14 protein-coding genes and 3 rRNA genes are annotated in these 21,061 nt (G+C 60.9%); 1 reads left to right on the top strand and 16 read right to left on the bottom strand.

Translation table 11 applies throughout. The features are described from left to right. Positions 1 to 9: 9 nt before the first annotated feature. The 6 genes from AS9A_RS07350 to AS9A_RS07325 form a co-directional block, all read right to left on the bottom strand. Positions 10 to 930: a hypothetical protein gene (locus AS9A_RS07350; protein WP_083826484.1), complete on the bottom strand. Its 921-nt coding sequence runs from the start codon at positions 928 to 930 to the stop codon at positions 10 to 12. 66 nt (positions 931 to 996) lie between these two features. Further along, positions 997 to 1,114 (bottom strand): 5S ribosomal RNA (gene rrf, locus AS9A_RS07345). 89 nt (positions 1,115 to 1,203) lie between these two features. Further along, positions 1,204 to 4,336, bottom strand: a 23S ribosomal RNA gene (locus AS9A_RS07340). 309 nt (positions 4,337 to 4,645) lie between these two features. After that, positions 4,646 to 6,170 (bottom strand): 16S ribosomal RNA (locus AS9A_RS07335). The 16S, 23S and 5S rRNA genes sit together here, the layout of an rRNA operon. 443 nt (positions 6,171 to 6,613) lie before the next feature. Beyond that, a complete protein-coding gene (gene tyrS / locus AS9A_RS07330; protein WP_013806319.1) occupies positions 6,614 to 7,888 on the bottom strand; it encodes a tyrosine--tRNA ligase in 1,275 nt (424 codons plus the stop codon). Positions 7,889 to 7,940: 52 nt separating this feature from the next. Then, positions 7,941 to 8,534 carry a DNA-3-methyladenine glycosylase gene (locus AS9A_RS07325; RefSeq protein ID WP_013806318.1) on the bottom strand — a complete coding sequence of 198 codons (594 nt, stop codon included), beginning with the start codon at positions 8,532 to 8,534 and terminating at the stop codon, positions 7,941 to 7,943. A gap of 147 nt (positions 8,535 to 8,681) precedes the next feature. Between AS9A_RS07325 and AS9A_RS07320 the strand changes: the two genes are divergently transcribed. After that, positions 8,682 to 9,113: a hypothetical protein gene (locus AS9A_RS07320; protein WP_013806317.1), complete on the top strand. Its 432-nt coding sequence runs from the start codon at positions 8,682 to 8,684 to the stop codon at positions 9,111 to 9,113. 4 nt (positions 9,114 to 9,117) lie between these two features. Here the strand turns inward: AS9A_RS07320 and AS9A_RS07315 are convergent, their stop codons facing one another. From AS9A_RS07315 to argC, 10 genes are all read right to left on the bottom strand, one after another. Further along, positions 9,118 to 9,336, bottom strand: a complete 219-nt coding sequence (locus tag AS9A_RS07315; protein ID WP_013806316.1) for a Trm112 family protein — start codon at positions 9,334 to 9,336, stop codon at positions 9,118 to 9,120. A gap of 31 nt (positions 9,337 to 9,367) precedes the next feature. Beyond that, the gene (locus AS9A_RS07310) at positions 9,368 to 12,349 is read right to left on the bottom strand and encodes an AMP-binding protein (RefSeq protein ID WP_013806315.1); all 2,982 of its coding nucleotides are present in this window, start codon (positions 12,347 to 12,349) and stop codon (positions 9,368 to 9,370) included. Between the two features lie 121 nt (positions 12,350 to 12,470). After that, positions 12,471 to 13,904 carry an argininosuccinate lyase gene (gene argH / locus AS9A_RS07305; protein ID WP_013806314.1) on the bottom strand — a complete coding sequence of 478 codons (1,434 nt, stop codon included), beginning with the start codon at positions 13,902 to 13,904 and terminating at the stop codon, positions 12,471 to 12,473. Positions 13,905 to 13,913: 9 nt separating this feature from the next. Continuing rightward, the gene (locus AS9A_RS07300; protein WP_013806313.1) at positions 13,914 to 15,113 is read right to left on the bottom strand and encodes an argininosuccinate synthase; all 1,200 of its coding nucleotides are present in this window, start codon (positions 15,111 to 15,113) and stop codon (positions 13,914 to 13,916) included. Between the two features lie 52 nt (positions 15,114 to 15,165). After that, positions 15,166 to 15,678 (bottom strand): arginine repressor, encoded by a 513-nt coding sequence (locus tag AS9A_RS07295; protein WP_049793688.1) that lies wholly within the window; start codon positions 15,676 to 15,678, stop codon positions 15,166 to 15,168. Further along, on the bottom strand, positions 15,657 to 16,580 hold the full coding sequence (gene argF / locus AS9A_RS07290; RefSeq protein WP_013806311.1) for an ornithine carbamoyltransferase: 924 nt from the start codon (positions 16,578 to 16,580) through the stop codon (positions 15,657 to 15,659). Before argF ends, AS9A_RS07295 begins: the two co-directional genes overlap by 22 nt. After that, the gene (locus AS9A_RS07285) at positions 16,577 to 17,773 is read right to left on the bottom strand and encodes an acetylornithine transaminase (protein WP_013806310.1); all 1,197 of its coding nucleotides are present in this window, start codon (positions 17,771 to 17,773) and stop codon (positions 16,577 to 16,579) included. The genes argF and AS9A_RS07285 overlap by 4 nt, the downstream gene beginning before the upstream one ends. Continuing rightward, positions 17,770 to 18,663 carry an acetylglutamate kinase gene (argB, locus tag AS9A_RS07280; RefSeq protein WP_041451658.1) on the bottom strand — a complete coding sequence of 298 codons (894 nt, stop codon included), beginning with the start codon at positions 18,661 to 18,663 and terminating at the stop codon, positions 17,770 to 17,772. The genes AS9A_RS07285 and argB overlap by 4 nt, the downstream gene beginning before the upstream one ends. Before the next feature lie 105 nt (positions 18,664 to 18,768). Beyond that, a complete protein-coding gene (gene argJ, locus AS9A_RS07275; RefSeq protein ID WP_013806308.1) occupies positions 18,769 to 20,019 on the bottom strand; it encodes a bifunctional glutamate N-acetyltransferase/amino-acid acetyltransferase ArgJ in 1,251 nt (416 codons plus the stop codon). After that, positions 20,016 to 21,053 (bottom strand): N-acetyl-gamma-glutamyl-phosphate reductase, encoded by a 1,038-nt coding sequence (gene argC, locus AS9A_RS07270; RefSeq protein WP_013806307.1) that lies wholly within the window; start codon positions 21,051 to 21,053, stop codon positions 20,016 to 20,018. The genes argJ and argC overlap by 4 nt, the downstream gene beginning before the upstream one ends. Positions 21,054 to 21,061: the final 8 nt, after the last annotated feature.

Here is a 21,061-nt window from a genome sequence, read left to right as displayed (position 1 = left end):
GCGGCCGCCTCACACGGTGTCGGGATCGGCCTCGGACATTTCGACCGCACGGTCCTCCGCGTCCGTCGCTTCGGAGTCTGCTTCCGACGATCGGAAAAACCAGGCCAGCGCTTCATCGCGGCGCCCAGCGGCTAGGAGTGCCTCCGCATAGGCGTAGCACAACCTCGCGGCCGTAGCGCCTTCGCGAGCATTGTCGAGGTCGGATCCCTGCAAAGTGACGACCGCAGCATCGTATTGTTCCAGGTCCATCCGGGCGCCGGCGGCAACGATTCGCAATTCGATGGCGGCCTCAGTTGGTAGCGAGCGCGCTTCTGGCGAGCGGGCAATTTCGATTGCCCGTTCCGGCCTTCCGAGGCCTCGTTCGCAGTCTGCCATCACTGCGAGCAGTCCCGAACCCCCGCCGATTCGCCGTGCTGTACGGAGCTCGTTGAGCGCTTCAGCCCATTCACCTGCATAGTAGGCGGCGATGCCAGCGGTTTCACGGACCATCGCGATCCGGGAAGCCCTGCGCCGAGCAGCACGGGCATGCTCGAGAGCGCGTGCGGGGTCTTCCTCGAGCAATTGGGTTGCTACAACGAGGTGCCGGGCAACAAGGTCAGCCGACGTCTTGTCGAGGGCGAGCAAGTCGCGTCGGGCCTCGTCTGGCAACTCGGTCGGTTCAACATTGTCCGGCAGCCGAGGGTCTTGGTTCCGCTGCTGACCGTCGTCGCCGCGAGACGGGCGACGGTCCTGCGACCGGGGATTCGGTTTGCGCGCCGTAAAGCCCGCGCCGTCCCGGGTTCTCCGCGCCGGCGTTCCCTCACGGTTTGGGCGTCCTGATCCGGAAAAGCGTTTGCCCTCACCTGAACCCGCACCGTCTCGGCTGCCCGGTGAGCGGTTGTCACGTGCGTTGCCTCGCGATGGGTAATTGCTATCGCCACGATCTGACACGCGTTCAACCTTTCCATAGAAATGGGTCAGAGGGGGACCCTGGTGGGTCCCCCTCTGGTTGTTGATGTCCGGCGGTGTCCTACTCTCCCGCACTCTCGCGTGTGCAGTACCATCGGCGCTGGAGGGCTTAGCTTCCGGGTTCGGGATGGGTCCGGGCGTTTCCCGCTCCGCTATGGCCGCCGTGACAAGTCTTTTGTTGTTGTTGTGGTAGGGGTGGTGTGTTGTTTCAGATGCTGGGTAGTGGTGTGCGCGTGTTTGTGTTGTGTTGGGTTTGTGTGTAAGTCCTCGGCCGGTTAGTACCAGTCACCTGCACACGTTGCCGTGCTTCCAGTTCTGGCCTATCAACCCCATGGTCTGTGGGGGGCCTTACCCAATCGTGTTGGTGAGAAACCTCATCTTGGAACGGGCTTCCCGCTTAGATGCTTTCAGCGGTTATCCCTTCCGGACGTGGCTAACCAGCCGTGCCCCTGGTGGGACAACTGGCATACCAGAGGTCCGTCCGTCCCGGTCCTCTCGTACTAGGGACAGGTTTCCTCAAGTTTCTTAACGCGCGCGGCGGATAGAGACCGAACTGTCTCACGACGTTCTAAACCCAGCTCGCGTGCCGCTTTAATGGGCGAACAGCCCAACCCTTGGGACCTACTCCAGCCCCAGGATGCGACGAGCCGACATCGAGGTGCCAAACCATCCCGTCGATATGGACTCTTGGGGAAGATCAGCCTGTTATCCCCGGGGTACCTTTTATCCGTTGAGCGACACCCCTTCCACTCGGGGGTGCCGGATCACTAGTCCCGACTTTCGTCCCTGCTCGACATGTACGTCTCACAGTCAAGCTCCCTTGTGCACTTGCACTCAACACCTGATTGCCAACCAGGCTGAGGGAACCTTTGGGCGCCTCCGTTACTTTTTAGGAGGCAACCGCCCCAGTTAAACTACCCACCAGGCACTGTCCCTGAACCCGTTCAGGGTCCGAGGTTAGATGCCCAATCCGGTCAGAGTGGTATTTCAACAACGACTCCGCCCCCACTGGCGTGAGGGTTTCACAGTCTCCCACCTATCCTACACAAACCGAACCAGACACCAATACCAAGCTGCAGTAAAGGTCCCGGGGTCTTTTCGTCCTGCCGCGCGTAACGAGCATCTTTACTCGTAATGCAATTTCACCGAGCCTGTGGTTGAGACAGCAGAGAAGTCGTTACGCCATTCGTGCAGGTCGGAACTTACCCGACAAGGAATTTCGCTACCTTAGGATGGTTATAGTTACCACCGCCGTTTACTGGGGCTTAAATTCTCAGCTTCGCCCTTACGGGCTAACCGGTCCTCTTAACCTTCCAGCACCGGGCAGGCGTCAGTCCGTATACCTCGCCTTGCGGCTTCGCACGGACCTGTGTTTTTAGTAAACAGTCGCTTCTCTCTGGTCTCTGCGACCACCCCCAGCTCCCCACGCAATGGTGGCTCACCGGGCGTGGTCCCCCTTCTCCCGAAGTTACGGGGGCATTTTGCCGAGTTCCTTAACCACAGTTAACTCGAGCGCCTTAGTATTCTCTACCTGACCACCTGTGTCGGTTTGGGGTACGGGCCATGCGGGAACTCGCTAGAGGCTTTTCTCGGCAGCATAGGATCATGGAATCCCCCTCAACGGGGTCGCATCACCTCTCACCCTTCAATGGCAGACGGATTTACCTATCCACCGGGCTACAGGTTTACACCAGTATTACCACTGACTGGCCCCACTACCTTCCTGCGTCACCCCATCGCTTGGCTACTACCGGATCAGGTCCCACGCATCCACCCTCACACCCGCCGAAGCGGGACAGAGGGCTTCTGGGTGGTTAGTATCACCGATTCACCACGGACGCGCCCACACGGGTACGGGAATATCAACCCGTTATCCATCGACTACGCCTGTCGGCCTCGCCTTAGGTCCCGACTCACCCTGGGCGGATTAACCTGCCCCAGGAACCCTTGGTCATCCGGCGGCAGAGTTTCTCACTCTGCTTTCGCTACTCATGCCTGCATTCTCACTCCCACACCCTCCACAACTCGTTCACACGGCTGCTTCCCTGGATGCAGGACGCTCCCCTACCCACCCCAGCCACTGCACACACCCCAAAAAGGGGTATGCGGATGACATGCTGGAGTGCCGCGGCTTCGGCGGTGTGCTTGAGCCCCGCTACATTATCGGCGCAGGACCACTAGACCAGTGAGCTATTACGCACTCTTTCAAGGGTGGCTGCTTCTAAGCCAACCTCCTGGCTGTCTGAGCGGTCCCACATCCTTTTCCACTTAGCACACGCTTAGGGGCCTTAGCCGGCGATCTGGGCTGTTTCCCTCTCGACCAGCGAACCTTATCGCCCGCAGTCTCACTGCCACGCTCTCACTTACCGGCATTCGGAGTTTGGCTGACGTCAGTAACCTGGTGAGGCCCATCGGCCATCCAGTAGCTCTACCTCCGGCAAGAAACACGTGACGCTGCACCTAAATGCATTTCGGGGAGAACCAGCTATCACGGAGTTTGATTGGCCTTTCACCCCTACCCACAACTCATCCCCTCAGTTTTCAACCTAAGTGGGTTCGGGCCTCCACGACGTCTTACCGACGCTTCACCCTGGCCATGGGTAGATCACTCCGCTTCGGGCCTAGAACATGCCACTGCGACGCCCTATTCAGACTCGCTTTCGCTACGGCTGCCCCTCACGGGTTAACCTCGCGACATGCCACTAACTCGCAGGCTCATTCTTCAAAAGGCACGCCATCACCCCACCCCAAAAGGGAAGGCTCTGACGGATTGTAAGCGCATGGTTTCAGGTACTATTTCACTCCCCTCCCGGGGTACTTTTCACCATTCCCTCACGGTACTTATCCACTATCGGTCATCAGGGAGTATTCAGGCTTACCGGGTGGTCCCGGCAGATTCACAGCAGATTTCACGGGCCCGCTGCTACTCGGGTACAACGTCACAGACCAGGCATACATTTTCGCGTACGGGACTCTCACCCTCTCCGGCACACCATCCCAAGCGGCTTCCGCTAACACACACACTGGATCTGACTGTCACGGCGGTAACAGAACAACACTGCCCCACAACCCCTCATACGCAACCCCCGCCGGGTATCACACGCACAAGGTTTAGCCACCATCCGCTTTCGCTCGCCACTACTCACGGAATCACTCAATTGTTTTCTCTTCCTGCAGGTACTGAGATGTTTCACTTCCCCGCGTTCCCTCCACACCGTCTATACATTCAACGGCAGGTAACACGACATCACTCGTGCTGGGTTTCCCCATTCGGACACCCTCGGATCACAGCTCGGCTGACAGCTCCCCGAGGCCTATCGCGGCCTCCCACGTCCTTCATCGGCTCCTGATGCCAAGGCATCCACCATGCGCCCTTAAACACTTACAACACAAAAAATCAATCACAAGCAATAAACACTCGTCACACCACTATCCAGCTCTCAAACAACACACACAACCAACACCCCCAGCACCCAGCCAGGACACATCAGCCATGCCCCTGAAAACACCACACCCCACGATCCCCCCAACAGGAGAGACCAGGCATGCTGCCTCAGAACCCCAACAGTGTTCCAGCACCCCGCACACAGCGGAGAAATTGTTTGATGATGTCCACCCGGCACGGCCCACAGCCCGTGACACGAACGGTCACGCCAGCCAGGCCGCCATAATTATCTCTAAGAGCAAAGCTCCTTAGAAAGGAGGTGATCCAGCCGCACCTTCCGGTACGGCTACCTTGTTACGACTTCGTCCCAATCGCCGATCCCACCTTCGACCACTCCCTCCCCACAAAGGGGGTTGGGCCATGGGCTTCGGGTGTTACCGACTTTCATGACGTGACGGGCGGTGTGTACAAGGCCCGGGAACGTATTCACCGCAGCGTTGCTGATCTGCGATTACTAGCGACTCCGACTTCACGGGGCCGAGTTGCAGACCCCGATCCGAACTGAGACCGGCTTTAAGGGATTCGCTCCACCTCACGGCATCGCAGCCCTCTGTACCAGCCATTGTAGCATGTGTGAAGCCCTGGACATAAGGGGCATGATGACTTGACGTCATCCCCACCTTCCTCCGAGTTGACCCCGGCAGTCTCTCACGAGTCCCCACCATTACGTGCTGGCAACATGAGACAAGGGTTGCGCTCGTTGCGGGACTTAACCCAACATCTCACGACACGAGCTGACGACAGCCATGCACCACCTGCACACCAGCCACAAGGGAACGCCCATCTCTGGACGCGTCTAGTGCATGTCAAACCCAGGTAAGGTTCTTCGCGTTGCATCGAATTAATCCACATGCTCCGCCGCTTGTGCGGGCCCCCGTCAATTCCTTTGAGTTTTAGCCTTGCGGCCGTACTCCCCAGGCGGGGTACTTAATGCGTTAGCTACGGCACGGATCCCGTGGAAGGAACCCACACCTAGTACCCACCGTTTACGGCGTGGACTACCAGGGTATCTAATCCTGTTCGCTCCCCACGCTTTCGCTCCTCAGCGTCAGTTACTGCCCAGAGACCCGCCTTCGCCACCGGTGTTCCTCCTGATATCTGCGCATTTCACCGCTACACCAGGAATTCCAGTCTCCCCTGCAGTACTCCAGCCTGCCCGTATCGCCTGCACGCCCACTGTTAAGCAGTAGGTTTTCACAGACAACGCGACAAACCACCTACGAGCTCTTTACGCCCAGTAATTCCGGACAACGCTCGCACCCTACGTATTACCGCGGCTGCTGGCACGTAGTTGGCCGGTGCTTCTTCTGCGCCTACCGTCACTCTCGCTTCGTCGGCGCTGAAAGAGGTTTACAACCCGAAGGCCGTCATCCCCCACGCGGCGTCGCTGCATCAGGCTTGCGCCCATTGTGCAATATTCCCCACTGCTGCCTCCCGTAGGAGTCTGGGCCGTGTCTCAGTCCCAGTGTGGCCGGTCGCCCTCTCAGGCCGGCTACCCGTCACCGCCTTGGTAGGCCATTACCCCACCAACAAGCTGATAGGCCGCGGGCCCACCTCACACCGCTACATAGCGCTTTCCACCCACCCCCATGCAGGAGCAGGTCCTATCCGGTATTAGACCCAGTTTCCCGGGCTTATCCCAGAGTGCAAGACAGATCACCCACGTGTTACTCACCCGTTCGCCACTCGTGTACCCCGAAAGGCCTTACCGTTCGACTTGCATGTGTTAAGCACGCCGCCAGCGTTCGTCCTGAGCCAGGATCAAACTCTCCGTTAAAAACCAAACACACCCCAACACCCCAAAAGGCACCAGAGCACGATCAGAAAAACAGAGCCAAAAACTGGCAAAAAAAAACAAAAAACAGACACCCAACCCCGACTAGGGATCTGAATCAGGCATCCAAACAACAGCACCAAAGGACTGTCATCAATCCCGGCACCATCAAACAAAAACCAAAACACTGTTGAGTTCTCAAACAACACACCCCAAGACCCAAACCAAAACAGTCCAGACCCCCTCAGGGCACAGCCACCAATCTTAACCAGATCCTGCCCAGGGAGTCAAACCATCGATTCGAGTTGATTCGGGGGTTTGCCTTCCCGCTCAGGTGCCCGGCTCCTTTCGGAACCGGCCTTCCGGCGTCGGCGGCGTAGAGAAAGTTACACAGAGCGCGACTGAAAAACAAATCCGCAGTTCAGACGCGCTCACGGACTCCGGGTCTACTCGCCGCGCCGGACCCCAGCAAAGTGACGCTTCCCCTTGCGGACGACTAGCCAGCGTCCATGCAGCCAGTCGTCAGGCGCGGGCTCCCACGCCTCATCGCTGATCTTCTGATTGTTGATCGCGGCCCCACCTTCCCGGATGGTTCGCCGTGCCGCACCTTTGGAGTCACAAAGTCCACTCGAGACGAGCAGATCGACCAGAGTCTGTGGTGCGCCTGGCACCAATTCGGCGACCGACGCTTCTGTAAGCGACGCGGCAAGTGTCCGCTCGTCGAGTTCTTTCAACTCGGCTCTCCCGAACAGAGCCTGGCTCGCATGCTCGACGGCACGGGTGTTCGCTTCGCCGTGCACGAGGGTCGTCATCTCGCGTGCGAGTCGTTTCTGTCCCGCGCGCAAGTGCGGACTGTCTAGCGTCTGTTTCTCCAGATCGTCCAGTTCTTCCTGGCCGAGGAAGGTGAACCAGCGCAGATACCGGACGACGTCCGCGTCTGCCGTGTTGACGAAGTACTGATACCAGGCATAAGGGCTGGTCATCTCGGGATCCAGCCACAGGCTGCCGCCACCGGTGGACTTGCCGAACTTCTTTCCATCCGACGTGGTTACCAGCGGAACGGTGAAGCCGTGGACATGTTCACCGTCGAGCTTCCGCACCAGGTCGACGCCTGCCACGATATTTCCCCACTGATCAGAACCACCGACTTGCAGAACGCAGCCATGCTCGCGACGCAGATGCACATAGTCGTTCGCCTGCAGCAACATGTACGAGAACTCCGCGTAGGAGATGCCGTCGGACTCAAGGCGGCGCTTCACCGTCTCGCGCGCAAGCATGACGTTCACGGAGAAGTGCTTTCCTATGTCACGCAAGAACGCGATCGCCGAGAGGCTGCCAGTCCAGTTCATGTTGTTTTCGATGATGGCCGCGTTCGATGAGGCACCGAAGTCCACGAAACGTTCAAGCTGTCCTTTGATCCGCTCCGACCATTCGGCGACGGTGGACTCGTCGTTCATCGAGCGCTCCCCGACATCACGCGGATCACCGATGAGGCCCGTCGCACCACCAGCGAGAACGATTGGCCGGTGGCCCGCTTCCTGGAAGCGGCGCAACACGAGCAGCGGAATTAGATGACCGGCGTGCAAGCTGGCAGCGGTCGGATCGAAGCCCGCATACAGCGTCGCCATGCCAGAGTTCAGCTTTGCGCGGAGCGCGTCGAGGTCGGTGGATTGTGCGATCAAGCCGCGCCAGGTCAGTTCGTCCAGGATGTCGTGCGTCACGAGTCAGATCATCCCCTAATCGCTACCCGGGTTGCCACTCGCGTCCCCATGCTCAAGCTCGCGAATGTCTCCGGTAACGCGAAACTGCAGGGTGGCCCTTTATCCAGAAACGCCATGGACGGTCCGCGTCGCGGAGAATTCCGACCCGCGGCCCGGCAAGAAATTCACCTGGGTCCCGATAATCGGATAGCGACACATCCAAATTGTCGTCAAGGACATCTACGCCCTGGTCACCGAGCGATATACCTAGCGCTTGTGCGAAGTTTGCAGGTCCGGACGCAAGCGTGTCAGCCGTTCCTGTACGGCCACGGCGAAGGGCTGCCTCATCGGTTCCGCGCGTCAGCGCACCGGCTCGCAGCAGCACTGCGCCAGCGGAACCCACCGGCCCGAAGGTGATGTTGACGCACAAGTGAATTCCGTAAATCCGGTAGACGTAGAGGCGACCGGCTTCACCAAACATCACGGAGTTTCGTGCTGTTCGCCCCGGATACGCGTGCGAGGCTGGATCCGGCCATGGTCCCGAAGCGTCACTGCCGTATGCCTCGACCTCAACTATCTTTGCTTCGCATCCCCGAACCCGAAGACGGCGACCGAGAAGTTCCTGCGCCGCGCGTTCAGGAGTAGTGCTGGTCAGCACATCACGCACGTCGTCACCCTCCGCTCGCGGCTATCAGCCCGTTCTGGACATGCGGGCACATTGTTTTTTGACGCACCCCGAAGCGATTACGTTCCAGGCAATTGTTATCCACAGGGATAACTCCGGACGGTTGCGCCGAAATGTAATGCTCTCGCCATGACCAGTTCTCCGCGACATTCTTCCAATGACCTCACCGAAATTCCCGTACTCACGGACGATGATCTGCACTCACGCGTCGACACCATCGTGGGCCCCGCTGTCGTACCGCAACTGTGGTTGCTGTTCTTCACGCCACTTGGGTACCAGCTACCGGTAGTGATTCCTGTCCAAGATCCGCCTACTGGCCTTCCCCGCGCGGAACAGTGCACCGCGATGGTCACCGCAATGAAAGGGGCTATCTGGGAGACCGGCGAGGACGCGGCTGCGGTCTTCGTGATTGAACGCCCAGATCAGACGGTCATCACGGATCTGGATCAAATCTGGGCACGCCGCCTGCTCGCAGCGGCGGCTGCGGCTGACTTGCCGGTGCGCGGAGTGTTTATCAGCCTGAGCACCGGGGTTCGCCCTCTGCCCTTGACTCCCGGCTAAGTTGTCAGCGGCCGGTTTCAGCCTGTGCACGTTCGGTGAAGGCTTGGTGCTCACTGTCCGACACCTCGCGCGCTTCATCGATCAGCAGAACCGGAATGCCGTTCTCAATCGGATAAGCCCTCCGCAGACGCGGGTTGTAAAGCACCTCATCATCGATGAGCAGTAGCGGCCCGTGGTCTTGTGGACATGCAAGAACACTCAAAAGGATCGGATCCAAAGTCACGACACCTACCCTACCTTCGCGCACCGGTGAGCTACGCGTCCGCCATGACACGCTTACGGGCCGCTTCGGTCAGCCGACGGTACTGGTGATTATCCGGGTCGTAGTACCAGCAGTTCACGCCAGCTGCTGGTACACCGTCGGCGGCGAGCGCCCGGGTTTTGGGTCGGTACCACGTCGTCAGCGGAATCTCGTCGACGACATGAACGATGTCGGGTCGCTGACCTTCCGGGAGGATCGACAAGGCATTGTTCAGGTGGCCCGGTTTGACCTCCGCCTTCTGCGAGGCGCCTTCCGGCATCCATAATCGCAGCGAAAGCGCCGCGATCACCAGCGTTCGCTTTCCTGCAGGTACGCCATAGACCACTGCCAGGTCGAGGGCATCGATCTCTGCCAGAGCGTCCTCAATTGGCAGCGCGAACACGACCCCCCGCTCAGTACGGATCACTGAGTTCCGATTGTCGACCATCCAGTAGTCACCGGAATCGTCCCGGCGGAATAGATGATCAGTGGCGATCCATGCGTCCCCGGCCCGGAATACGCCGCGCATCTCATTTGAGCTGAGTTCCATACCTGTTCGGGGATGTGCCAGAAGGCGTCCCACGTCGCCGTCTGCGGCCTCACGGACGAAACCACGGTCGTCCTCGATAAAGCGATCCTGCTCAACGTCGTAGGCGGCAAGCCTGATGGTGGCGGAACCCGGAATGGGCCGACCTTTCGACCCAGGCTTCGCGCCCGAAATGTTGGCAAGCACGGCCTCCCCCTCGGTGGAGGCGTAAAACTCGACGACGTTTGCGGGCGCGAATCGTTCCGTCACTCTGCGCCACAGAGCCGCTGGCATGCCGGATCCCATGAAGAGCCGGATCGGATGATGCCTCTGCACTTGCAGATCTTCAGCGTTCACCAATTCCCGAAGGAGGGTCCACGTATACGAAACGACCGTCACTCCGTAGCGGTGAATCTCCTCGGCGAACTGGCTCGGATCGAAAGTCCGGGTAAGCGCGATGCGTGCACCGCCCGCGACCGCCCCACCGAGTGTCATCAGCAAACCCGACGGGTGGTGCAGCGGGGTTAGGCAGTAAACCGTGTCACTCATTGTCAGCGATGCAGCGGAGGCCGTGCCGAACGCCGAGAGTGCCCACCTGTGGTTCGTGATGAACTGCGGCTCGGTGTGGCCTCGTGAGCGGGTGAAAACGATGAATGCAAGGTCACTCGCGAGCCCAGGGTCGGGCCGATACCAGGCCGGCAAGCTGACGGCCGCAGGGTCGATTTTCTCCATGTCAATGACATCGGTTTCGTTCGCCAATTCCAGGTCACGTTCGTCGCCGCCGCCAAGGACGAACACCCGAACACCTGCCGTCATAGCGTCGGCGAGGTTCGGGGGGTCCGCGACAATTGCGGATACCTCACCAATCCGGATGGCTTCAGCCAAATCAGTTCCAGGCTGCAATAGCACGCTCACCGCACCCAGTCGAGACAACGCGGCAATAGCGGCGAGCGCGCTGGGACGCGTCTGCATGAGGACACCGACATGGCTGCCCTGTCGGACACCGACGGAGATGAACCCGCGAACCACGTTGTCAATCCGCTCGTTCACCGCGGCGTGCGTATGAACTCTGTCATCGAACAGGAACAATTCACCTAACGGATTACGTCGTCCTTGTTCATTGAGCAACAGTCCGAGCGACATACGTGTGTGAGCCTGCATCACGCCAAGACGCGCGAGCCGCGGCAACGTCCGCATCGCCTCACCGGTGATTTCCTTGGTTGTTCGCGCAGCACCCCTCGTTGCGTCAACAAGATCCTGGGCAACCCCAAACCCAATCTCAGCAGCTTGGCTCGCGCTGTTCACCAGCCGCTGAGCCACCGTGTATTCACCATCGACTGGTTCTTGAGGCTCATCGGTCATCGGATTGATGATGACGGGCTCATCCCCCGCGCCTTCATGCCATTTGACCCATTCCGCCACCGTTGGCCAGGTGTGAATGGCAGCACTCGATCCGACAACCAGTCCGAAATGGCCTGCGCGCAGCGTCGCTTCGTACACATCCGCTCGCGGTGCCGCGCGGCGGATCCCGCGGACGGCTCGGGGCAGCCCAATATCGTCGGTGGTGCCGAGGAACGCGAGCACGGGGCAGGTGATCTCCGCCAAGCTGATCAAGCGGTCATCGACGACGAATCCGCCGGTCATCATCCTGTTATGCACCACGAACTGCTTGAGGAGTTCAGCGATCGCGGGGCCGGACCACGCGACCCAGCCCTCCGCTTCAAGGAATCTGCGTTGTTTTTCACGCGGCAGCAGCGCTTCCCGATCATGCAACTGCATCAGGAAGTCCAGACGCGATTTCAGCGTCTTGACCGGATCGAGCATCTGGAACCCGGTTCGCGCCATCCAGCTCGGGACGGCGAGACGATTAAACACGTGGTCAGCCAGAAGGTCCGCACCTTTGGACGCAAGCCCTACCGGTATTCCGAGAGGCAGCGCAACTGAATCAGCCGGCGCTCCGAAGGTGATGACGCTTTTGAGGCCTACCGAACGGCGATAGGCCGCAACCTGATAGCAGAACATGCCGCCTTGCGAATACCCACCGAGGTGAACGTCCCGCCCCGTGTGCTTACGGACCAGGCTCACCACGTCGCTGACACCAACGACATGGTCAGCGAGATTGCGGGCCATCCCCCCGATTTCCCGATCCGGCGAGCCGAAGTCGACAACCCAGGGGTCGAGTCCCTGCGCATGCAAAATACCTACCGCGCCCTTGTCCTGGGTCACGTCGTAGACGTCCGCCGCGACCATCATTGGGGGTACCAGCACAATCGGCGGGCGGTCCTTGATGTCTTTTGTTTGCGGAAAGTACCGCCGAAGCCGGAACATCGGGCGACGTTCCACGACAACATACGGCGACGCTTCTTCACCGGTGTCAAGACCGCCGAACCGGATTACTTCCAGTCCGTTCTGTGCGGTAGCAAGTACCCGGTGCAGCGGTGACGTCATTGTGCGCACTGTGAACTGCACTCGGGACCTCCGTCATGTTCGCCGGCATACTTCAACACCGGGTAGCCAACTAACCCGAATCTTCGCACATCACCCAGCGCGAACGCAGCCAGGTGCGTGAGACATTACTGACAGCAGGTGCTCAGGGAAATACCGGCTTCGCCCATTCGCGCAGCGCCTCTACCTCCGCGCGCACACCTGTGAGCTGCTCGGACACACGATCGCCAGCTGTTCCGCCGCGCGCGCTGCGCGATGCGATGGATCCCTGGACAGTAAGAACCTCACGCACCTGCGGAGTCAGATTGGGGTCGATGGCCGCGAATTCCTCATCCGTCAGCTCTTCGAGCGCGGCACCTCGTGACTCTGCAGCACGAACGCATGCACCTGCGGCCTCATGGGCGATGCGGAATGCCACGCCCTGACGAACCAGCCATTCAGCGATGTCCGTGGCCAGCGTGTATCCGGCAGGTGCCAGTTCGGCCATTCGCTCCTCATGGAATCTCAGCGTCGAAATCAGACCGATGATTGCGGGAAGAAGCATCTCCAGTTGCGCGACAGAGTCGAACACCGGTTCCTTGTCTTCCTGCAGGTCCCGGTTGTACGCGAGTGGCTGCGCTTTGAGTGTTGCCAGCAGGCCGGTGAGGTTTCCGATGAGTCGGCCTGACTTGCCACGCGTGAGTTCGGACACGTCGGGGTTCTTTTTCTGAGGCATGATCGAGCTGCCCGTGGACCATTCATCCGCGAGGGTCGCGTAACTGAACTCGGGCGTGGTCCAAATGATGATCTCTTCAGCCATCCGTGATAAGTCGACGCCGATCATAGCGAGCACGAACGCTGCCTCAGCCGCGAAGTCTCGCGACGATGTGGCATCTATAGAGTTCTCCGCCGCGGAATCGAACCCCAGGTCTGCAGCAATGGCGTCGGGGTCAAGCCCCAGGGACGAACCGGCAAGCGCGCCCGACCCATAAGGAGATACTGCTGCTCGCTTGTCGAAATCCTGCAGACGCTGAACATCACGTAACAGCGGGTGCGCGTGCGCAAGCAGATGGTGAGCGAGGAGCACTGGTTGCGCGGCCTGTAAGTGAGTCTTGCCAGGCATCACCGCTGCCGGATGCGCCGCCGCCTGACCGGCGAGCGCGTCGACCACGTCCAGCAGGCCCGCCGCGATCCGCCGGGCCGCGTCCCGCAGCCACATTCGGAAGAGCGTCGCTACCTGGTCGTTCCGGGACCGGCCTGCGCGTAGTCGACCGCCTACCTCGGGACCCGCGCGCTCGATCAGACCGCGCTCCAGAGCGCCGTGGACGTCTTCGTCCGATTTCGCCGGACCGAAGGCGCCGCTAGCAACATCCGCGGCGAGGCGTTGGAGCCCGGCAGTCATCGCCTGGAAGTCGGCATCACTGAGCAGTCCTGCCCTGTGCAGTACCTTCGCATGCGCCTTGGACGCCCGCACGTCGTAAGGAGCAAGTGCCCAGTCAAAATGCGTCGACTTGCTCAGCGCGGCCATGGCGGCGGCTGGTCCCGATGCGAACCGGCCGCCCCACAATGCGCCTTCATTCGTGCCGTGTTGATCAGTCACGTGCGACCCTCACAGGCCCAGATCGCGCTTAGCGGCAACCTTGGAGGAGAGCCCATGAATCTGCACAAATCCCTTTGCCAGGGACTGGTCGAAAGTGTCGCCCTCGTCGTAGGTCGCGAGGTTGAAGTCGTACAGCGACTGGTTGCTCCGGCGGCCGTTGACGACCGCGCTTCCCGCGTGCAGGACGATGCGGATATCACCGCTGACACGCTCCTGCGTGTTCTGCAGGAAGGCGTCCAGCGCATACTTCAGTGGAGAGAACCACAGGCCGTCATATACGAGCTCGCCCCAGCGCTGCTCAACCTGACGTTTGAAGCGGGCGAGCTCGCGCTCAGTAGTCACGGCTTCGAGTTCCTGGTGTGCGGTGATGAGCACCATGGCACCTGGTGCTTCGTACACTTCACGGCTCTTGATCCCCACCAAACGATCCTCAACCATGTCGAGGCGGCCCACTCCGTGGCGTCCGGCACGCTGATTCAGCTCGGTGATCGCCTCGAGCACCGTTACGGCCCGGCCGTCGATTGCTACTGGCACGCCTTTGTCAAAGGTGATGACGAGCTCATCGGGCGCTTGCCAATGCGCCGTAGGGTCTTCCGTGTAGTCGTAGACGTCTTTGGTGGGAGCGTTCCACAGATCCTCGAGGAAGCCTGTCTCCACCGCGCGTCCCCACACGTTCTGGTCGATGGAGAACGGTGACTTCTTGGACACCGTGATCGGGATTTTGTTCTCCTCAGCGAAAGCGATCGCCTTCTCACGAGTCCACGCGTAGTCGCGCACGGGAGCAATAACGTTCAGGTCGGGAGCCAGCGCACCGATGCCCACCTCGAAACGAACCTGGTCGTTTCCCTTGCCGGTGCAGCCGTGCGCCACCGTTGTGCCATTGTGGTCCCGTGCAGCCTGCACGAGGTGCTTGACGATGAGCGGGCGTGAAATCGCGGACACCAGCGGGTACCGGTCCATGTACAGAGCATTCGCCTGGATGGTCGGCAGGCAGTACTCGTTGGCGAACTCGTCACGCGCGTCAACACAAATCGATTCGACGGCACCGCAGTCGAGCGCGCGCTGTCGCACGACCTCCATATCCTCACCACCCTGCCCAAGATCGATGGCGAGCGCGACGACTTCGGCGCCGGTCTCCTTAGCGATCCAGCTGATGGCGACGGAGGTGTCCAGACCGCCTGAATAGGCGAGGATCACGCGTTCTGCCATGGTGTTCCAACTCCTTTAGTCGTGGCTTGTTATTGCTCGTTATTACTTGTCTTTACGCCAGATCTTCGAGCATGGCAGCGACGTCAGCTCCCATGTTGGGTTCGCGTGCAATGACGACAATCGTGTCATCCCCGGCTATCGTGCCCGCGATTTCCGGCAACGCCGCCTTGTCTATCGCGCTAGCGACAAATTGTGCCGCACCTGGCGGAGTTCTCAATACTGCCAAGTTGGCGCTGGGCTCCGCCGACACCAGAAGATCACTCAGGACGCGCGACAGTCGATCGGTTCCCCCAGTGATTCCACGCACCGGACTGCCATCTTCTGGCACGACGTAAACGCCGGTTCCGCCATCTGCGGCACGTAGCTTCACTGCGCCCAGTTCCTCGAGGTCCCGGGACAGTGTCGCTTGTTTGACGTCAATGCCCTCGTCTGCGAGCAGCCGGGCAAGTTCGGTCTGACTGCGCACCTGCCGCTGCGCCAGTAGCTCAACGATCCGCGCCTGCCGTCCAGCACGACTCGTGGCTAGTGACCTGCCCGGCTCCGTCACTGGTGCTCCAGCAGCCAGGTCAGCAGCGCTTTTTGTGCATGCAGCCGATTCTCGGCCTCGTCCCAGACCACGCTGTGCTTGCCATCCATGACGTCGTCGGTGATCTCCTCACCTCGATGTGCGGGCAGGCAATGCAGCACAATCACTGTTGGGCTGGCATTCGCCAGCAGGTCAGAATTCACCTGGTACGGCAGAAACGGCGCGATACGGTCGAGGCCATCAGCTTCTTGCCCCATTGATGTCCAGGTATCGGTGACGACAACATCCGCACCACGAACCGCATCCACCGGGTCGGTCACGACGCGGACGGACGCATCAGTTTCGGTGGCGCGCTCACGTGCCGCCGATACGATTTCGGGGTCGGGTGTGAAGCCATCCGGTGCAGCGACAGTCACGTGGATTCCGGCCGTGACTCCCCCGAGCATCAGCGAATGCGCCATATTGTTCGCGCCGTCACCGAGGTAAGCCAGCTTCAGACCCGCCAGCTCCCCCTTGTGCTCAGCGATGGTCTGCAGATCCGCAAGGACTTGGCAGGGGTGAAACTCATCAGAGAGCGCATTCACGATGACCGCCGTTGAGGTCTCCGCCATGGCTTCTAGCCGTTCCTGGCCAAACGTCCGCCAGACAATCGCGTCGACATAGCGAGAAAGCACACGACCGGTGTCCTGGAGGGTCTCGTCGCGCCCCAGTTGAGTGGAACGGGATTCGACAACCACTGCGTGGCCGCCGAGCTGTGCGACACCCAGTTCAAAGGAAAAACGTGTCCGCGTCGAGTTTTTGTCGAAAATCACCGCCACACCCCGCGGCCCCTCGAGCGGCCGGTGTGCGAACGGGGCCTTCTTCATGTCAGCGGCGAGGGCAAGCACCTCGGCCTGTTCGGCAGGTGTCAGGTCGTCATCCCGCAGAAAGTGGCGGGTCATTGCTGTCCTTCCTCGCGAGCTGCGTCAAGAATGGCGGGCATAGCACTGATGAACGTGCGCACCTGCTCTTCGGTGATGACGAGCGGCGGGGCAAGACGCAACACGGTCGGCTGGGCAGCGTTGAGCAGGAACCCCGCGTTGCGCGCTGCGGTTTCTGCTGCGTGCGCCACTGGTTCGGTCAGTACCACGCCGAGCAGCAGACCCGCGCCCCGCACATGATCGATCAGGGGGTCGCCCAAGCCTTCGATCTCAGCGCAGAGCAGTTTACCGAGCCTATCCGCATGGCTTAGCAGGTCCTCTTCCTCGATAGCGCGCAGCACGGCTAGCGCAGCTGCTGCGCAGACCGGATTCCCGCCGAACGTGGACCCGTGCGAACCTGGGCTCATGAGGCTGGCCGCCGCGCCTGTCGCGATGCACGCTCCGATGGGTAGGCCGCCGCCAAGTCCCTTCGCGAGGGTGATGACGTCTGGGACTATTCCGCTGGCCTGGTGTGCGTAGAACCAGCCGGTGCGCCCGATACCGGTTTGTACCTCATCCAGAATGAGAAGCGCCCCATGCTCCTCGGTAACTCTTCTGGCTGCCGCGAGGTAGCCCTCCGGGGGAACGACGACGCCAGCTTCACCCATCATTGGTTCGAGGAAGACTGCTGCGGTCTCATCATCGACCGCCGTTATGAGCGCTGTCTCATCACCGTAGGGGACGTGGACCACCCCCGGAACAAGCGGTTCGAATGGCGTCCGCTTCGACGGCTGCCCGGTCAGTGAAAGCGCGCCCATGGTCCGGCCGTGGAACGCGTTCTCCGCGGCGACGATCTTTGTCCGGCCCGTGCGTCGCGCGATTTTGAAGGCCGCCTCGTTGGCTTCGGCTCCGGAGTTCCCGAAGAAGACGCGGCCATCACAACCGAGCCGGGCGACGAGTTGCTCTGCCAGTTCGACGACGGGAGTGCTGACATACAGGTTCGATACGTGCCCTAGTGTTGCCAGCTGAGCTGTGACGGCGGCGTGCACTCCCTGGTGTGCGTGGCCGAGGATGTTGACCGCGATACCGCCGAGCAAGTCGAGGTAATTCTTGCCCTCTGCGTCGGTCACTACCGCGCCGTTACCCCGTACCAGCGCGACTCGAGGCACGCCGTAGGTATCCATGATCGACTCGGACCAGCGCCGCTGCAGCGCGCCGGTGTTCGATTGCGTCATGCTCCCACCAGATCCTCAGACGCCCGTATCCCGTCACCGAGAGTCACCATCGTGCCAATTCCCTTTTCAGTGAAGATTTCGAGAAGGACCGAATGCGGTACACGGCCATCGATGACGTGTGCGGACGGAACGCCCCCACGGACGGCACGCAGACACGCTTCCATTTTGGGGATCATTCCGCTGGCAAGGTTCGGGAGCAGTTGGGTTAGCGCGCCGCTGTCGATCTCGCTGACCAGTGAGTCTTCATCAGGCCAGTTGGTGTAGAGGCCCTCGACGTCGGTGAGGACGATGAGCTTCTCAGCGCCAATCTCCTCTGCGAGGGCGGCAGCAGCGGTGTCGGCGTTGATGTTGTGCACGACACCATTACGGTCCGGGGCAATCGTTGATACGACCGGGATCCGGCCTGTCGACACCAGATCGAGCACTGCCTCCGGACTGACGGACGACACGTCGCCGACGAGGCCGATGTCGACGGGTTTTCCATCGATCATTGCCGATCGCTTCTGAGCGGTGAAGAGGTGCGCATCTTCCCCGGAAATACCCACCGCGTAAGGCCCGTAGCTGTTGATCAAACCGACAAGTTCGCGTCCAACCTGACCGAAAAGCACCATCCGGACGATCTCCATGACGTCTGGGGTGGTGACGCGGAAACCCCCACGGAACTGGCCCTCCATGCCGAGCCGCTCCAGCATCGCAGTGATTTGTGGTCCACCCCCATGCACCACGATGGGGTGAATCCCGCAGGTGCGCAAGAACACCATGTCCGCTGCGAACGCACGCTTGAGGGTGTCATCAACCATGGCGTTGCCGCCGTACTTCACGACGATTGTTTTACCGTGAAATTTCTGCAGCCACGGCAACGCCTCGGCGAGCACATGTGCTTTGTCCAGTGCTGTGAGGTCATCACGGACGCCACCGTGCGCGGTCTGGGTGTCGGCTGATTGGTCTGCTTCGTAATTCACGTTCAGGTCACCGCCTCAGGTCCGTCACGCCGATCACGACGAATACGCCGAGTTCTCTTCTACGTACGCGTGGGACAAGTCCGTCGTCCGGATGGTCGCCTCAGCGGCACCGATGCCGAGTTCCACGCGCACTGTGATGTCCATTCCGCTGAGATCGACGTCCCGGGCTCCGGGCACCCCGACACCGTTCTTGCACACGGGTTCTCCGTTGAAGAACACACTTATTCGATCGGGATCGAGGGCTATCGGTGCGATCCCAATCGCGGCGAGTACGCGTCCCCAGTTCGGGTCCGAACCGAAAAGAGCTGTCTTGACGAGGCTGTCCCGCGCTACGGCTCGCGCTCCGGTCAGCGCCTCACTTTCGCTCGAGGCACCGGCGACGGTGATATGCACGCGTTTCGTGACGCCTTCAGCGTCGGCCATGAGCTGGTCAGCGAGATCGTCACACACAGCAGAGACGGCTTCGGTGAGTTCAGCCTGACTTGGGGCTACTCCGCTGGCCCCTGAGGCGAGGAGAAGTACCGTGTCGTTTGTTGAGGTAGCTCCGTCCACGTCGAGCCGCTCAAAGCTGTACTTGGCCGCGTGGCGGAGGGCCGTGTCAAGTTGCTCGCTTGTAGCTACGGCATCAGTGGTCACGACGCATAGCATCGTGGCCAGGGCAGGCGCGAGCATTCCAGCGCCTTTGGCCGTTCCGCCGACGGCCCAGCCACCCTGATGGTGCACCACCGCTTCCTTTGACACGGTGTCCGTGGTCATGATGGCGCTGGCGGCGTCGGTTCCCGCTTCGGTAGAGGAACTCAGCTGCTGGACCGCCGTCCGGACACCGGCGAGCACTGCGGGCATCGGCAACAGGTCACCGATAAGTCCCGTCGAGCACACCGCAACGTCGACCGCACCAGTTTCCGTTCCCGACTCCGTAAGCGCCGCTGCCACTTCCTCGGCGGTGTGATGTGTGTCAGCAAATCCCTGCGGTCCCGTGCACGCATTTGCGCCGCCCGAGTTGAGCACTACCGCACGGAGCTTTCCGGTGGTCAGTACCTGCTGCGACCACAAGACTGGAGCAGCTTTGACCTTGTTGGTGGTGAACACACCAGCAGCCTCACGCCCGGGGCCCGTGTTGACGATTACCGCGAGGTCGCGGGCACCGGACTTCTTGATTCCCGCCGCGACGCCTGCCGCGACGAAACCCTTTGGGCCCGTAACACCTTCGTCACGCCGCACCGCGGCCGCGAGCGCTGTAAGGGAGGAAATGTGCGGGGGCTTGAGCCCCTCGGGTCCCGTCATGGAGCTACTCCCACCGTTGACAGCCCGGCTGTTTCCGGCAAGCCGAGCGCGATGTTCATCGACTGTACGGCCCCGCCTGCGGTGCCTTTAGTGAGGTTGTCAATCGCGGATACGACAACGAGAGTCCCAGCAGCACGGTCCACGTGAACACTGAGGTGTACCGCGTTGGAGCCGAGCACCGCACTAGTCTGCGGTAACCGCCCCGGCGGGAGGAGGTGCACGAACGGCTCGTCCGCATAGGCCTTTTCGTATACCGCGCGTGCCTCAGTGTCGTCAACGGTCGTGGGCGCAACGCACGTAGCAAGGATTCCGCGAGCCATCGGAGCGAGCACCGGAGTGAACGACACACTGACGTCCTCCACGGTGAGTGACTGCAGGTTTTGTCTGATCTCCGGCGTGTGCCGGTGGACACCACCCACGCCGTAGGCGCGCACGGACCCCATCACCTCGGAGCCAAGCAGATCCGTACGCAGGGATCGTCCGGCTCCAGATGCGCCAGTCACAGCCACGATAGTCACCGCGGGCGTCACGATGCCCGAAGCAATAGCGGGCGCCAACGCAAGCGACGTTGCGGTTGGATAGCAACCGGGCACCGCGATGCGCGTCGCACCTTGCAGCGATTCCCGCGCGCCCGGAAGTTCGGGCAGTCCATACGGCCACGCGCCAGCATGGGGCGAACCGTAAAAACTCTCCCAGTCCTGGGCATTTCGCAGGCGAAAATCCGCACCACAGTCGATGATGACGATCGACTCCGGAAGCTCCGCAGCGAGCGCCGCCGAATGACCGTGGGGCAGACCGAGAAAAATCACATCATGGTCGGCAAGAGTTGCGGCCGAGGTGTCTTCGAGGACCCTCTCAGCGAGTGGCAGCAGGTGCGGATGGTGCTCCCCGAGTGTTGATCCGGCATTCCCGCCGGCAGTCAGCGCGCCGATCTCTAGCCTGCCGTCGGCATATGCCGGATGCCCGAGAAGCAACCGGAGGACCTCTCCACCCGCGTATCCACTCGCGCCTGCGACAGCAATCCTCGTACCCATGTGATGAT

This window comes from Hoyosella subflava DQS3-9A1 (assembly GCF_000214175.1).
Lineage (GTDB): Bacteria > Actinomycetota > Actinomycetes > Mycobacteriales > Mycobacteriaceae > Hoyosella > Hoyosella subflava.
Note: the sequence above shows the minus strand (reverse complement) of the source record. Positions and strands in the feature narration are given on the sequence as shown.